We start from the raw sequence: 14,676 nt of genomic DNA on the forward strand, positions 1-14,676 counted from the left end.
TTCAGTATTGGTGCTACTAGGATTCTTGTGCGGCTTTTCTTTTAAACGGATTGCTGCAAGATTTTTTCTGTGGTAAAAAGGCAACCCACATCATGGTTATTCCCGAATAGAAAAATGGAAAATACTCCATATACTCCCATGTTTGGTATCTTCCAAATATCCCTATAGACACGCCAATTATTCCCATGGCCAAAACTACTTTCTGACTTGTTTTAAGCTTTTTCATATTGATGAATTTTGCAACGCTGGCAGATTATAAAATAATACTTACTAAAATTGAAATGATTAATTTGGCTAGTGCTATCATGACTATTTGGTTTTAGAATTTATTTCTAAAGCTAAAGTACAGGACAACCCTTGCTTGATGAAGTGATTTATGACAAGTGGTAATTTTGACAAACTGAACGGTAAAACCAGTTGCTACCGGTTTAAGATAGTGGTAACGAGCTAATTTTAAGGACTATTTTACCTTTGGAGGAAATTTTGAGAATACTTTTTTTACCACGGCACGTAGTTTATCCTCTCGCACACTTGGCGATGCATTTTCTCTAAGGCCACTCTCGGCGACTGCCTGCCAAACAAGTGCATCACGCTGCGCATCCACCAAATCGATTTGGATACTGCGCTGCATATTTGGGCCGCCCAATGGTAACCCAACAGAAATTCCGCCGCCGACATTTCTACCGCCACCGCCAAGACCAACACCTACATTGTTATTGGGTGCGCTCCTGTATTCATTGCTCATGATGTTGATGAAGAGTTCGGGTTCTTCGGCCAATCGATAGCCTCTAGCTTTTAGTGTAGAATCCAAAGCATTGAGCAATCTTTTTTCATCCAGTTGGCTCAATCCAGATTGCATATCCGAATAGTAATTATAGGTAGAATAGCTGGAAAAATCGACCGTTTTGTCGTAATCATAGTTTACCTTGACCGAGCTGCAGGATGCCATTACAACAATCAAAACTATAAAAAGTAAATAACGCATAGTGGATATTTGGGTTCTCCTAAATTTAATCAATATATTGATTAGATGGCATATAGCAGAGTATTATTCGTTCAACAACTTCCAAAGTCTATCCTTAAGTTGCTGAATTCCCAATCCGCTCACGGAAGATATAAACATGAAGGGAACATCCTTGAAATCTTCTTTCATGTCCTCGTCCATTTCGGCGATAAGCTCTTGGTCCAGCATATCGCATTTGGAGATGACCACCAAACGTGCCTTGTCCAGCAATTCGGGATTGTATCGTCTCAATTCTTCCAGAAGAATATTATACTCTTGGCTAATGTCCTTACTGTCGGCAGGTATTAAAAACAATAGCGTAGCGTTACGTTCAATATGTCGCAAAAAGTAATGTCCTAATCCCTTTCCTTCGGCAGCACCCTCAATAATTCCAGGAATATCAGCCATTACAAAACTTTGAAAATCGCGATATTCCACAATGCCCAAATTGGGTTTTAAGGTGGTAAACTCGTAATTCGCAATTTTAGGTTTGGCAGAAGTCATTACGGAAAGTAGCGTTGATTTTCCGGCATTGGGAAACCCTACCAGACCAACATCGGCCAATACTTTAAGCTCTAAGGTAACGTCGCCTTCTTGACCCTTGATACCTGGTTGTGCATACCGGGGTGTTTGGTTGGTGGCACTTTTAAAATGCCAGTTTCCCAATCCGCCCATTCCTCCTTCGAGCACAATTTTCTCTTCGCCGTCCTCGGTAATCTCAAAAAGTATCTCGTTGGTTTCGGTATCTCGCACCACTGTTCCCAATGGCACTTCCATATATACATCCTCACCATCGGCCCCGGTACTTCGGCTTTTGCTTCCGTGTTCGCCATGGCCGGCCTTAAAGTGTTTTTTGAACTTGAAATGGACCAGTGTCCATAAGTTTTTGTTCCCTTTGACTATAACATGACCGCCTCGACCACCATCACCACCATCGGGCCCGCCTTTGGCCACATATTTTTCGCGACGTAAATGTGCAGAACCCTTGCCCCCGTTTCCAGAAGAGATGTGAACTTTTACATAATCGACAAAATTTCCTTCGGTCATATTCTAATATAAAAAAGTCTTTTGGGAAATCAATTATAGGGAATCGATTACCTTGCTCAATCGCTGGGTAATCTCATCGATTTCACCTATTCCGTTTACAGAGTGGAATTTTCCTTGTTTTTCGTAGTAAGCTTTTAAAGGAGCTGTTTTTTCATTGTATTCATCAAAACGGTTACGGATTTTGCTCTCGTCCTGGTCATCGGAACGGCCGCTACTTTTACCACGCTCCAAAAGACGCTCGACCAAAATGTCGTCCTCAGCTTCCAAAGCAATGGTCGCATTTACCTTCATATCCTTGGATTCCAAGAAATTGTCCAATGCTTCTGCCTGAGCTGCGGTACGTGGAAAACCATCAAAAATAAAACCTGCTGCATCTGGGTTCTTTTCGACCTCGTCCTTCAGCATATCAATGGTCACCTCATCGGGAACCAAATCCCCCTTATCAATGTATGACTTGGCCAAATTACCAAGGTCTGTTCCGTTTTTGATGTTGTAACGAAAAACATCTCCTGTGGAAATGTGTTTCAGATTATACTTTTCTTTTAAGAAACCTGCTTGGGTCCCTTTCCCTGCTCCTGGCTTTCCAAAAAGCACTAGGTTGATCATATCTGTTTGATTTAATTGGTAAACTTCTCTAAGATTTCGACCCAACTCGTTATAGTCCAACCCATAGCCCACAATAAAATGATCTGGAATTTCCAGACCTACATAGTCTATGGCATATTCACCATTATAAATGTCCGACTTATAAAAAAGGGTCCCTATTTTAAACTCCTTTACATTGGTGTTGGAAAACAGATGAACCAATTCTTTCAAGGTTCTTCCTGTATCCACCACATCCTCCAAGATTATCACACTCTTTCCTTCCAATTCCTCCGGCACATCCAAGAGCGTTTCCACAATCCCTGTCGAGGTCAATCCTTGATAAGAACTCAACCGCACAAAAGAGACCTCACAAGGGTGCTGGTAGGCCTTCAAAAAATCGGCCACGAACATAAAAGCTCCATTGAGCACACCAACAAACAAGGGCGTCTCATCTTTATAATCATTGGCAATCTCCTTAGCCATTTTATCAATGGCCGCAAGGATTTGCTCTTCCTTTAAATAGGGCTTAAAAACTTTATCGTGGAGCTTAATCAATGTGTTCAAGTTATGGTCAGGTTGGCAAAGATACTATTTTTAAAGCTCCTAAAACCTTACATCTTTTATACCCTCGTGGATTTCATGTATTTTTGCCCACATTCAATTTACAAATCAATGCAATTTTTCTCTTCAGACTTTAAATTGGGAATTTTAGGTGGTGGACAACTGGGCAAAATGATGCTCTACGAAACCAGAAAATGGGACATACAAACCAAGGTTATGGATGCCTCTCCCGAAGCTCCTTGCAAAATTGCCTGCAACGAGTTTGTTCAGGGCAGTTTGATGGATTTTGACACCGTTTACGCCTTTGGAAAAGATGTAGATTTGCTCACCATCGAGATTGAAAACGTAAATGTTGACGCCCTTGAAAAGTTGGAACACATAGGCAAAACCGTATATCCGCCCACCAAAACCTTAAGGACCATTCAGAACAAGGCCGTCCAAAAATTATTCTATACCGATCATGGTATTCCAACCGCTCCTTTTACCCGCTTTGCCTACACATCGGAAATCGAGGACAGCATAAACAACGGCGGACTTTCCTTACCGTTTGTTTGGAAGAGCGCCCAATTTGGGTATGACGGCCAAGGGGTAAAAGTCGTCCGAAAGATGGAAGACCTTAAAGAACTGCCCAATGTGGAGTGTATTGCTGAAAAAATGATTGATTTTAAAAATGAGTTGGCCGTTGTGGTAGCTCGAAACTCCAAAGGTGAGGTTAAAACATATCCCGTGGTTGAGATGGAGTTTCATCCCGAAGCCAATCAGGTGGAATACGTAATCTGTCCTGCACGGATTGATGATGCCGTAGCTAAAAAAGCACAGGAAGTGGCATTAAAAGTTTCGGAACATATGAAGCACGTTGGCCTGCTGGCCGTGGAAATGTTCCAAACCAAGGACGACCAAATTTTGGTGAACGAATCTGCACCAAGACCGCATAACAGTGGCCATTACAGTATTGAAGCGGCCTACACCAACCAATTTGAACAACATATCCGTGCCATTTTAGGTCTGCCGCTTGGAAAAACCGACAGTAAAGTAGCAGGAATTATGGTTAACTTGGTGGGTGCAGAAGGACATACAGGCGATGTGGTCTATGAAAACATTGAAAAAATATTGGAAATGGACGGGGTTACACCGCATATCTATGGTAAAAAACAAACCCGTCCGTTTCGGAAAATGGGCCACGTGACCATCGTTGACGAGAACATGGCGAGAGCCCGAGAAGTTGCCCAACAGGTAAAGGAAACCATTAAAGTGATAAGCAAATAAGATATGAGCAAAGTAGCCGTAATCATGGGAAGCACAAGCGACCTTCCTGTTATGCAGGACGCCATCGATATATTAAAGGAATTGGGAGTGGATGTGGACGTGGATATTGTTTCCGCCCACAGAACACCCGAAAAATTGTTCAGTTTTAGCAAAAGTGCCCATACCAATGGCTACTCCGTAATTATTGCTGGAGCCGGTGGAGCGGCACATTTGCCAGGAATGGTGGCATCGTTATCACCTCTCCCTGTTATCGGAGTACCCGTAAAAAGCAGCAATTCCATTGATGGTTGGGATTCCATCCTATCCATTTTGCAAATGCCCGGGGGCGTTCCCGTAGCCACAGTTGCCTTGAATGGAGCCAAAAATGCCGGTATCCTTGCGGCACAAATCATAGGAAGTTCCGACAGCGAGATTATGGACAACATAATTTCCTATAAAGAGGGACTCAAGGAAAAAGTCATCAAAGGGGCAGAGGAGGTAAAGAAAACCTTTTAGAAAAAATCATGTTTGGTTATGAACTATAATCAAATTGGCATATTGCTGGGGATTTGCTCCATTGCCTTTTTTGGCTTCACGCTGCCAAAACTTCGCAATCCGTACATAAAAGGACTATGGAAAAGTGGTCTATTTGTGTTTACCATGTATGCCGCGCTATTGATTTTTATTGAAATACGTTGGCAATTTATTTCGGATTATGCGAGTAAATATGACTTAAACGGAAACGGTTTTGTTGACCTCAACGAATATTCTGTAGAAGCCATTGCTGCCATGAACAGAAAAACCTATGGTTCAACCATTAGGAATTACGCTCCACTGACCATGGCCGTAATTTCATCCATTATCGGTTTCGCCTATTTGTTGAGTGATTGGGCGGTTATACGTTTAAAAAACAAAGAACAGAAGAAACAACTATGAACAATCCATTGTTGGAGCCTTTTAACCAAGCTCCTTTTTCCAAAATAAAGAACGAACATTTTAAGCCTGCTTTTCTTCAGGCTATCGAGGACACCAAAAAAGAAATCGATGACATTGTAAACAACCCTGAACCCCCAACTTTTGAAAATACTTTGGAAGCCCTGGATTTTTCCGGGCAACAGTTGGACCGAATCTCCAGCATATTTTTCAATTTGAATTCTGCTGAGACCAATGAGGAAATTCAAAAAATAGCTCAGGAAGTATCACCTATTTTATCAGAGTTCAGCAACGATATTACTTTGAACGAAGGTCTTTTTGCAAGGGTCAAAACCGTTTATGAGCAACGTGACTCTCTGGATTTGACCACCGAACAACAAACGCTTCTTGAAAAGAAATACAAGAATTTCAGTAGAAACGGGGCCAATTTAAAGGAAGAGAATAAAAAACGTCTGCGTGAAATCGATGCCGAACTCTCTAAGTTGAAGCTTATATTTGGAGAAAACGTATTGGCCGAGACCAACAAGTACGAAATGTTGCTAACGGATGAAGAAGATGTGGACGGATTACCCGAAGGAACCAAAGAAGCTGCTGCTCAATTAGCGGAATCTAAAGGTAAAGAAGGCTGGATGATTACGCTGGATTACCCGAGCTACATCCCATTTATGAAATATGCCAAAAACAGGAAGTTGCGCAAGGAACTTTCCATGGCTTTTGGCAGCAAGGGTTTCCACAATGACGAGCTGGACAACCAAGAAAACGTAAAACGCATCGTAAACCTTCGCCACGAAAGAGCCAATCTTTTGGGCTATAAAACCCATGCAGATTTTGTGCTCGAGGAGCGCATGGCGGAGACCCCCGAAAAAGTAAAAGACTTTCTGAACGAACTTTTGGAAAAAGCCAAACCAGCAGCCGAAAGAGAGTTTACGGAATTAGAGGCATACGCCAAGGAATTGGACAACATTGACCGTTTGGAAAAATGGGACAGTGCCTACTACTCCGAAAAATTGAAGCAAAAGCTTTTCAATTTGGATGATGAAAAACTGAAACCATACTTCAAACTGGAAAATGTAATCAACGGGGTTTTCAAAGTTGCTGAAAAACTCTTTGGGCTTACGTTTAAAGAAGTGGACAACGTGGACAAATACCATCCAGAAGTCAAGACTTTTGAGGTATATGATAACGATGAGTTTATTTCCTTGTTCTATGCCGATTTCCATCCTAGGCCAGGAAAACGTGGTGGTGCTTGGATGACCTCCTACAAGCCTCAGTATATTTTAAATGGCGAAAATAGCAGACCACACATTTCCAATGTCTGCAATTTCACCAAGCCTACAAGTTCAAAACCCTCGTTGCTTACCTTTAATGAGGTCACGACCCTGTTCCATGAATTTGGTCACGGACTTCACGGCATGCTAGCGAACACCAACTACCCTAGCCTATCGGGCACTTCGGTGTATTGGGATTTTGTGGAACTGCCCAGCCAAGTAATGGAAAACTGGTGTTACGAGAAAGAAGCATTGGAACTTTTCGCCCATCATTATGAGACAGGTGAATTAATTCCAATGGAACTGGTAGCAAAAATCAAGGAATCAGCTACTTTTCAGGAGGGTATGGCCACCGTTCGCCAATTGAGTTTTGGGTTATTGGACATGGCATGGCACGGAAAGGCCCCATTGGGCATCAAGGATGTGAAAGCCTACGAAGAAGAAGCCTTTGAAAGCACAAATTTGTTCCCCGAAACAGCGGAAACATGTATGAGCACATCATTCTCGCATATTTTTCAAGGAGGTTATTCATCTGGCTACTATAGCTACAAATGGGCGGAAGTTCTGGATGCAGATGCCTTTGCCTATTTCAAGGAAAACGGGGTTTTCAGTAAAATGGTTGCGGACAAATTTAAAGAGCATGTGCTCTCAAAAGGCGGAACGGAAAACCCCATGGACCTATACAAGAAGTTCAGGGGAGCAGAACCCAAAATTGATGCCTTATTGGAACGGGCAGGACTCGTTTAAAACGATTTGAATAGAAATTAAATTTCAAGCATCTCTAAAACAAAAGCTGATTTTTAGTATCTTTTAAGATTTAAATTTATTTAAATCAACCTTAACCTTGTCCATGAATGGTCAACACCACTTCCTTTTTTAGACCTAATCCGAAAACATATGAAGAATTGGGACAATGAGGAGTCGGCATCTGTGAATTTGTTCAAAGAGGTCATCAAACTTGCCAAAATTGGAATCTATGAGCTATATGTTGCCACCAATGAAGTCTATTGGAGCGATGTCACCAAACAAATTGTCCAAGTGTCAACAGACTTTGTCCCGACAATGGAAAACATCAAGTCCTTTTTTAAAGAAGGATATTATAAGGACAAGGCCAGAGATGCCATGTACCGTGCTTTGAACAATGGCGACCCTTATGATTTAGACCTCGAAATTTTAACGGCAAAAGGTAATATTCGTTATGTCCGTAATGTGGGGTATCCCCATATGGCAAATGGCCAATGCCTTAAAATAGTCGGCTTTCTTCAGGACATTACCGAAAGAAAAAATACTGGAATTGAACTTGCCAAAAAAAATCAACAGTTAAACCTTGCAGAACAACTGTCCAAAATTGGATATTGGGAATGGGATATTGTTGAAGATGAAATCATGTGGTCCGATAACCTATATCGGATTTTCGATTTGGAATTGGGCACTCCTATCAATTTTGAGCGCGTCATCGAATCCATCCATCCCGATGACAGGGAAATGTTTCGTGAAAACGCTGAAGAAATCATAGCGAAGAAAAGATTTCAAAAATTCATGCACCGAATCATTCATAAAGATGGAAATGTCCATACCGTTGAACTGATTGGCGAATTAATTACCGACAAAAATGGTGATGTAATAAAAATGATCGGAACCACCCAGGATATTACGGAGCATAGGATGTCCGAGATAAAGTTTAGGGGACTATTGGATTCGGCTCCGGACACTATGGTAATCGTCAACCAAATGGGTATCATCCAATTAATAAACAAGCAGGCGGAAAAAATGTTTGGCTATATGCCCGCTGAACTTAAAGACAAACATTTGACCAAATTGGTCCCCAGAAGACTTTGGGACACCATGGAGTATTATGCCGACAACTTTTTCAAATCCCCCAAACATACCGAAGTCCCAGCTGATCTTGACTTTTTTATACAGAACAAATCTGGATTCCAAATACCTGTTCAAGTAACCCTAAGTCCACTTAAAACCTCCGAAGGATTACTTGTTTCCATTGCAATAAGGGATATTACCGCCCAAAAACAAGCAGCCCACCGTATATTGGAAACCAACAAAAGCTTAAAAGAATCGGCAACGCGCTTAAAAGCCCAAAATCGACAATTGGAGGAATTCAATCAGATCACATCGCACAATTTACGATCACCGGTGAGCAATCTAAAAGCACTGCTGGATATTTATAAAACGGAAAGCGATGAAGGAACCAAAGAAATGATCATCGACAAAATAGATTCCGTCGCGAACCATTTAACATGGACCTTGGATACTTTGGTAGAATCATTGATTATTAAAAAGGGCTCCGTACAGTCCTTGGAAAAGACATATTTTGAGAAAACTTTATCCAAAACAAAAGAAATGTTGGCTGCGGAGATTTCAAAAACCAATGCCACAATAGAGCACGATTTTTCGGAGATACCAAGCGCCATGTACAACAAAATCTATCTTGAAAGTATTTTTCTCAATTTGATAAGCAATTCTCTAAAGTACAGGGCGGAGGATAGAGCCCCGAAAATTTTTGTGCAATCCAAAATTAATGACGGTATCGTACAATTGGAATTCCGGGACAACGGATTGGGAATCGACCTGAAAAAGAACGGCCACAAACTGTTCGGTTTCAGCAAGGTTTTTCATAGAAATAAAGATGCCAAAGGCGTTGGTTTGTTTTTAACAAAGGCCCAAGTGGATGCCATGGGCGGTAAAATTTGGGCTTCAAGTGAAGTAGGAAAGGGAACTTCATTTTTTATAAACTTATAATCAAAGATAATTATGGAACCATTCAATGTCTTTGTGGTTGATGATGACGAAATCTATCAATTCACTATTGGAGTTGCCCTTAAAAGTATTCCTCAGATAGGTACTGTACATACATTTTGTGATGGTGCAGAGGCACTGGAACATATTGTTGTCCATCAAAATGACGACGATCTACTTCCTGACCTCATCTTTTTGGATATCAATATGCCTGTAATGGATGGTTTCCAATTCATGTCCGAGTTTGTGGAAATGCTTCCTAAATTGAACAAAGAAATCAAAGTGTACATGGTGTCCTCTTCAATGGATCCAAAGGATATCAAAAAGGCGAAAAGAATCCATGCTATATCGGATTATCTTGTAAAACCTTTAAAACCCGAAGATATCGAGAAAATCATTTTAAAAATGTAACCGATAACACATTTGTTTTTTACATTTTTTTATTCCCAACCAACTCGTACATAATATTGGCCGAATTACCTGAAGGCTAGATAGTGTTTTCGATCAAAAATTCAAAAATTTATATTAAAAACCTGTTTCGGTGTTAGCTTGGCGTCTTTTGAACGTCCAATGCGTTTTCAGTCACATCTTTGGATGTTCAAAAAACCCTTACATTTGGTAATTCGATAAGAATATGACCAAGCACAAACTTCAACCGGAAAACTGGGTAGACCAATATGCGGACTATCTTTTCAACTATGCGGTCTCGCGTGTTAGCGATGCTGAAATAGCAAAGGATTTGGTACAGGAAACCTTTTTTGCGGGACTCAACTCTGCCAAAAACTTTAAGGGAGATGCAGCCGAGCGTACTTGGTTGGTATCCATTTTAAAAAGAAAGGTCATCGACCATTATCGAAAAATAAATTCAAAAAAAGGCAAAGCAGAGGTCCGAATCAACTATAGTTCCGATTCCGATGCAGAGGGTGACTGGCTGGAACAACAAGTTGCGGACCCTTTCAGTAAAGATGGCGACAATATTTTGGAAAATGAAGAATTGGGTTCAGCTATTCAAGATTGTATCACCAAATTGCCGCAAAAACAGGCCTTGGCCTTTAAATTAAAGACCATTCAAGGCATGAGTACCGAGGATATTTGTAATGAACTGGACATAAATCCGTCCAACCTTTGGGTAATGATCCATAGGGCAAGGACATCGCTTATGGGTTGTTTAAACGAAAATTGGTTTTAGGTATGAAGATTTCATGTAAAGAGGCATCATGTATTTGCGACAAATCCCAGTATAAAGAAGCTAGCTTTTGGGACATTGTCAAACTGCGCTTCCACCTACTATATTGTAAAGTCTGCAAAGGATACTCCAAAAAGAACAGCGAATTGACCTCATTGTGCGATCGCGCTGGACTCACTATGTTGTCTGAAGACGACAAAAAACGCATGAAACGGGAGCTTGGAGAGAAGTTTTAAAAAAACTCTTTGACAAACCAGAACAACGAAAACCAGAAAATCGGGATAGCTTCCACCCAAAACATCACAAAATACTTGGACTGCATTCGCTTCTTTGATATCAGTATAAAAACAAGTACGGCCGACAAAATTAGCCGTAACGGGATTTCATTTTGATGGATTTCGTCTTTCAAAAACGTCATCAAGAAAAAAATCAAGATAAGCCCAATCCCCAATCGGGTGGCATTTTTTATCCCCAAAACCTGCGGCAATGTCCGTAAACTTTTGTCGTCCCATTGTAAATCCCTTATCTCAAAAGGAAGAATCAGTATCAACACCAGTAGCATCCGCTGAATGAATGTTACCGCAAAATCCCAGTCCAAGGTCATTTTTGCATCCAAAACAGGCAATAGAACCGAAAACCCGGCCCAGACAAAGGCCACGATATAAATTTTTAATCCCGCCAAATTCCTCAAATTATTGGCACTGGGCAACAAAGGCACGGCATACAGCGCGGACAACACTCCCAAAATAGTCGTCGCTATCCAAATATCCCTATTCAGTTGCAGCAAAAAATAAACCGCGAAAGCAAAGGAAACAAAGCTGAATAATTGGATGATTTTGTGATATGCATTGGACACAATAAGGTACTTGTATGCCTCAACACCATACTTAATGAAATTGTAGCAAACAATCACACTGAAAAAAATGAAACCCATTAGATTGACATCCGATGAGCTGCCCAACAAATGGAAGGTGACGCCCGCCATAGAAATTACTGCTACGGCCACATGTATACTGGCGTCCAGATAAAAATCAAATATGGCTTTTAGGGTCCGCATGGGGATAAAAAATTATGCTTGGGCACTAAGGTTAATTGGTGGTTAACAACTTTGCTCCAGAGTCCATCAAAATTGGTTATTTTCATTGAATTAATCCCTAATTTTGTGCACTTTATTGGATTGAACATGAACACAGAGGTTTTTGCCGCCAGACACATTGGCATCACAGAAAGAGACTTGCCCCACATGCTCGAAACCATTGGGGTGGAAAGTATGGAACAGCTCATTTATGAGACCATTCCCGATGACATCAAACTAAAAAAACCATTGGACCTTCCCGAAGGTATCAGTGAACATGAATTCCTGAGCCACCTGAACAGCTTGGCCAAGAAAAACAAGGTTTTTAAAACCTATATCGGATTGGGGTACCATGAATCGCTTACCCCATCTGTTATTAAAAGAAATATCTTGGAAAATCCAGGATGGTACACCGCCTACACCCCCTATCAGGCAGAGATTGCCCAAGGTAGGTTGGAAGCGCTTTTGAACTTCCAAACCATGGTCGCCGACCTTACCGGTATGGAAATTGCCAATGCATCGCTATTGGATGAAAGTACAGCGGCAGCCGAGGCCATGAACATGTTGTTCGAGCTTCGCAACCGTCAACAGAAAAAAAGCGGTGCGGTAAAATTCTTTGTTTCCGAAGAAATATTGCCACAAACATTGAGCTTATTGGAAACAAGAGCTATTCCTTTGGGGATAGAACTTGTAATCGGTGACCACGAGAAATTTGATTTTTCAGAAGAATTCTATGGTGCGTTGTTACAATATCCGGGGAAACATGGTCAAGTAAACGACTATGCATCCTTTGTGGAAAAAGCCAAGGAGAATGAAATTAAAGTTGCCGTTGCTGCCGACATTTTGAGCTTGGTACCATTGACCCCTCCGGGCGAATGGGGTGTGGATGCCGTAGTGGGAACAACCCAACGTTTCGGGATTCCATTGGGGTATGGTGGACCACATGCCGCATTCTTTGCCACCAAAGAAGAGTATAAAAGAAGTATTCCAGGACGTATCATCGGCATCACTAAAGATACTGATGGCAACCCAGCGCTCCGAATGGCACTTCAAACTAGGGAGCAGCATATAAAAAGGGACAAAGCCACTTCAAATATTTGTACCGCACAAGTATTATTGGCCGTGATGGCGGGCATGTACGCCGTATATCATGGACCAGAAGGTTTAAAATATATTGCGAACAAAGTACACAATAACACCAAAAAGTTGGTCAGCGTCTTGGAAGCTCATGGTTTTGAGCAAATGAACAGTGCTTATTTTGATACTGTTGAGGTGAAGGTCAAAAACAGTAGTAAACTCAAACAAGTTGCAGAAAGTAAAGGCATCAATCTTCACTACATTGACGAGAATACAGTGTCCATTTCTTTGAATGAAGCCGTTTCCAATACTGATGTGGAAACTTTGATCTCCTGCTTTTTGGAATCACATGATTTAGATGAAAAGCAATTGAGTGATGCTCAATTGGATGAAGCTATTCCAACCAACCTTCAAAGACAGGCTCCATTTATGGAGCACGAAGTCTTCAACTCCTATCATTCCGAGACCGAGTTGATGCGTTACATCAAAAAATTGGAACGTAAGGATTTGGCCTTGAATCAATCCATGATTTCTTTAGGCAGCTGTACCATGAAGCTGAATGCCGCATCGGAAATGTTGCCGTTGAGCTGGGGCGAATGGGGGAACATCCACCCATTTGTGCCTTTAAATCAAGCTGAAGGTTATCAAGAGGTTTTAAAATCTTTGGAAGAACAATTGAATGTCATCACAGGGTTTTCTGCGACCTCCCTTCAACCCAACTCGGGTGCGCAAGGTGAATATGCAGGGCTTATGGTTATCCGTGCTTACCATGAATCCAGAGGTGAGGGACATCGCAACATCTGTTTGATTCCTGCTTCGGCCCACGGCACCAATCCTGCTTCGGCCGTAATGGCAGGCATGAAAGTGGTCGTGACCAAAACCGATGAAAAAGGAAATATCGATTTGAACGATTTGGAAGAGAAAGTGAATCAACATGCGGAGAACCTAGCTGCATTAATGGTCACCTACCCTTCCACTCACGGGGTTTTTGAATCGTCCATAAAACAGATTACAAAACTTATCCATGACAACGGAGGACAGGTCTATATGGACGGTGCCAATATGAATGCGCAGGTTGGATTGACCAATCCCGCTACCATTGGTGCCGATGTATGCCACTTGAACCTTCATAAGACCTTTGCCATCCCACACGGAGGTGGAGGACCAGGTGTTGGGCCTATTTGCGTGGCCGAGCAATTGAAACCTTTTTTACCGACCAATCCAGTAATTCCTACGGGGGGAGAAAGTGCCATCACAGCCATTTCATCAGCGCCATGGGGAAGCTCTTTGGTGTGCTTGATTTCTTATGGATATATTAAAATGTTGGGTTCAGAAGGACTGACAAACGCCACCAAGGCCGCTATCCTCAACGCCAACTACATCAAAGACCGTTTAAAAGGTAAGTTCGATGTACTGTATGCTGGCGAAAGAGGACGTGCCGCCCACGAAATGATCATTGATTGCAGACCATTTAAAGCAAATGGCATCGAAGTTACCGATATTGCCAAACGTTTGATTGATTATGGTTTCCATGCACCAACGGTATCGTTCCCCGTAGCTGGAACATTGATGATAGAACCAACGGAAAGTGAAAGTCGTTCAGAACTGGACCGCTTCTGCAATGCCTTGCTATCCATCAGAACAGAAATCGATGAGGCTACTTCTGATGAGACGGACAATGTCCTGAAAAATGCACCTCACACATTGGCCATGGTTACCAGCGATTCTTGGGAGCACCCATATAGCAGGGAAGAAGCGGCCTTCCCATTACCTTATATTGCCGAAAACAAATTTTGGCCAAGTATACGAAGGACAGATGAAGCATTTGGGGATCGTAATTTAATGTGCACCTGTGCACCTATCGAAGATTACATAGAGGCCTAAAAACCACTATAAACATTGATTAAAAGCCTTGTTACTAATAATAGTTCAAGGCTTTTTT

General features: G+C 41.7%; 14 protein-coding genes. 9 read left to right on the plus strand and 5 right to left on the minus strand.

Going from position 1 to position 14,676, the window contains the following annotated elements; genetic code table 11:
* Positions 1 to 16: 16 nt before the first annotated feature.
* The 4 genes from J0656_RS14330 to J0656_RS14345 all read right to left on the minus strand — a co-directional run bounded on the left by J0656_RS14330 (position 17) and on the right by J0656_RS14345 (position 3,190).
* Entirely contained in the window at positions 17 to 226 is a 210-nt protein-coding gene (locus tag J0656_RS14330) for a hypothetical protein (RefSeq protein WP_207035056.1), read from the minus strand.
* Positions 227 to 460: 234 nt separating this feature from the next.
* A complete protein-coding gene (locus tag J0656_RS14335; RefSeq protein WP_207035058.1) occupies positions 461 to 985 on the minus strand; it encodes a DUF4136 domain-containing protein in 525 nt (174 codons plus the stop codon).
* 63 nt (positions 986 to 1,048) lie between these two features.
* A complete protein-coding gene (gene obgE, locus J0656_RS14340; protein WP_207035060.1) occupies positions 1,049 to 2,050 on the minus strand; it encodes a GTPase ObgE in 1,002 nt (333 codons plus the stop codon).
* A gap of 33 nt (positions 2,051 to 2,083) precedes the next feature.
* The gene (locus J0656_RS14345; RefSeq protein WP_207035221.1) at positions 2,084 to 3,190 is read right to left on the minus strand and encodes an adenylate kinase; all 1,107 of its coding nucleotides are present in this window, start codon (positions 3,188 to 3,190) and stop codon (positions 2,084 to 2,086) included.
* 117 nt (positions 3,191 to 3,307) lie between these two features.
* On the opposite strand from J0656_RS14345, the gene J0656_RS14350 reads away from it, so the two are divergent.
* The 8 genes from J0656_RS14350 to J0656_RS14385 all read left to right on the plus strand — a co-directional run bounded on the left by J0656_RS14350 (position 3,308) and on the right by J0656_RS14385 (position 10,818).
* Positions 3,308 to 4,462 (plus strand): 5-(carboxyamino)imidazole ribonucleotide synthase, encoded by a 1,155-nt coding sequence (locus tag J0656_RS14350; protein ID WP_207035063.1) that lies wholly within the window; start codon positions 3,308 to 3,310, stop codon positions 4,460 to 4,462.
* Between the two features lie 3 nt (positions 4,463 to 4,465).
* Entirely contained in the window at positions 4,466 to 4,957 is a 492-nt protein-coding gene (gene purE / locus J0656_RS14355; protein ID WP_207035065.1) for a 5-(carboxyamino)imidazole ribonucleotide mutase, read from the plus strand.
* Between the two features lie 18 nt (positions 4,958 to 4,975).
* On the plus strand, positions 4,976 to 5,377 hold the full coding sequence (locus tag J0656_RS14360) for a hypothetical protein (protein ID WP_207035067.1): 402 nt from the start codon (positions 4,976 to 4,978) through the stop codon (positions 5,375 to 5,377).
* Positions 5,374 to 7,389 carry a M3 family metallopeptidase gene (locus tag J0656_RS14365; protein WP_207035069.1) on the plus strand — a complete coding sequence of 672 codons (2,016 nt, stop codon included), beginning with the start codon at positions 5,374 to 5,376 and terminating at the stop codon, positions 7,387 to 7,389. The genes J0656_RS14360 and J0656_RS14365 overlap by 4 nt, the downstream gene beginning before the upstream one ends.
* A gap of 150 nt (positions 7,390 to 7,539) precedes the next feature.
* Entirely contained in the window at positions 7,540 to 9,399 is a 1,860-nt protein-coding gene (locus J0656_RS14370; RefSeq protein WP_207035072.1) for a sensor histidine kinase, read from the plus strand.
* A gap of 12 nt (positions 9,400 to 9,411) precedes the next feature.
* Positions 9,412 to 9,807, plus strand: a complete 396-nt coding sequence (locus J0656_RS14375) for a response regulator (protein ID WP_207035074.1) — start codon at positions 9,412 to 9,414, stop codon at positions 9,805 to 9,807.
* Between the two features lie 223 nt (positions 9,808 to 10,030).
* Positions 10,031 to 10,585: a sigma-70 family RNA polymerase sigma factor gene (locus J0656_RS14380; RefSeq protein ID WP_207035076.1), complete on the plus strand. Its 555-nt coding sequence runs from the start codon at positions 10,031 to 10,033 to the stop codon at positions 10,583 to 10,585.
* A gap of 2 nt (positions 10,586 to 10,587) precedes the next feature.
* Positions 10,588 to 10,818, plus strand: a complete 231-nt coding sequence (locus tag J0656_RS14385) for a hypothetical protein (protein WP_207035077.1) — start codon at positions 10,588 to 10,590, stop codon at positions 10,816 to 10,818.
* Here J0656_RS14385 and J0656_RS14390 read toward each other — a convergent pair.
* Positions 10,815 to 11,639, minus strand: a complete 825-nt coding sequence (locus J0656_RS14390; protein WP_207035079.1) for a UbiA prenyltransferase family protein — start codon at positions 11,637 to 11,639, stop codon at positions 10,815 to 10,817. The genes J0656_RS14385 and J0656_RS14390 overlap by 4 nt on opposite strands.
* 126 nt (positions 11,640 to 11,765) lie before the next feature.
* On the opposite strand from J0656_RS14390, the gene gcvP reads away from it, so the two are divergent.
* Positions 11,766 to 14,618: an aminomethyl-transferring glycine dehydrogenase gene (gene gcvP / locus J0656_RS14395; RefSeq protein ID WP_207035082.1), complete on the plus strand. Its 2,853-nt coding sequence runs from the start codon at positions 11,766 to 11,768 to the stop codon at positions 14,616 to 14,618.
* Positions 14,619 to 14,676 lie beyond the last annotated feature (58 nt).

Source organism: Flagellimonas aurea, assembly GCF_017313785.1.
GTDB lineage: Bacteria > Bacteroidota > Bacteroidia > Flavobacteriales > Flavobacteriaceae > Flagellimonas > Flagellimonas aurea.

What these genes read in the sequence shown, in the direction of transcription:
- J0656_RS14370 (WP_207035072.1), top strand. Translation starts at nt 7,540, where the DNA reads ATGAAGAATTGGGACAATGAGGAGTCGGCATCTGTGAATTTGTTCAAA.
- J0656_RS14350 (WP_207035063.1), top strand. Translation starts at nt 3,308, where the DNA reads ATGCAATTTTTCTCTTCAGACTTTAAATTGGGAATTTTAGGTGGTGGA.
- J0656_RS14365 (WP_207035069.1), top strand. Translation starts at nt 5,374, where the DNA reads ATGAACAATCCATTGTTGGAGCCTTTTAACCAAGCTCCTTTTTCCAAA.
- J0656_RS14335 (WP_207035058.1), bottom strand. Translation starts at nt 985, where the DNA reads ATGCGTTATTTACTTTTTATAGTTTTGATTGTTGTAATGGCATCCTGC.
- J0656_RS14390 (WP_207035079.1), bottom strand. Translation starts at nt 11,639, where the DNA reads ATGCGGACCCTAAAAGCCATATTTGATTTTTATCTGGACGCCAGTATA.
- J0656_RS14380 (WP_207035076.1), top strand. Translation starts at nt 10,031, where the DNA reads ATGACCAAGCACAAACTTCAACCGGAAAACTGGGTAGACCAATATGCG.
- J0656_RS14360 (WP_207035067.1), top strand. Translation starts at nt 4,976, where the DNA reads ATGAACTATAATCAAATTGGCATATTGCTGGGGATTTGCTCCATTGCC.
- purE (WP_207035065.1), top strand. Translation starts at nt 4,466, where the DNA reads ATGAGCAAAGTAGCCGTAATCATGGGAAGCACAAGCGACCTTCCTGTT.
- gcvP (WP_207035082.1), top strand. Translation starts at nt 11,766, where the DNA reads ATGAACACAGAGGTTTTTGCCGCCAGACACATTGGCATCACAGAAAGA.
- J0656_RS14375 (WP_207035074.1), top strand. Translation starts at nt 9,412, where the DNA reads ATGGAACCATTCAATGTCTTTGTGGTTGATGATGACGAAATCTATCAA.
- J0656_RS14385 (WP_207035077.1), top strand. Translation starts at nt 10,588, where the DNA reads ATGAAGATTTCATGTAAAGAGGCATCATGTATTTGCGACAAATCCCAG.
- obgE (WP_207035060.1), bottom strand. Translation starts at nt 2,050, where the DNA reads ATGACCGAAGGAAATTTTGTCGATTATGTAAAAGTTCACATCTCTTCT.
- J0656_RS14330 (WP_207035056.1), bottom strand. Translation starts at nt 226, where the DNA reads ATGAAAAAGCTTAAAACAAGTCAGAAAGTAGTTTTGGCCATGGGAATA.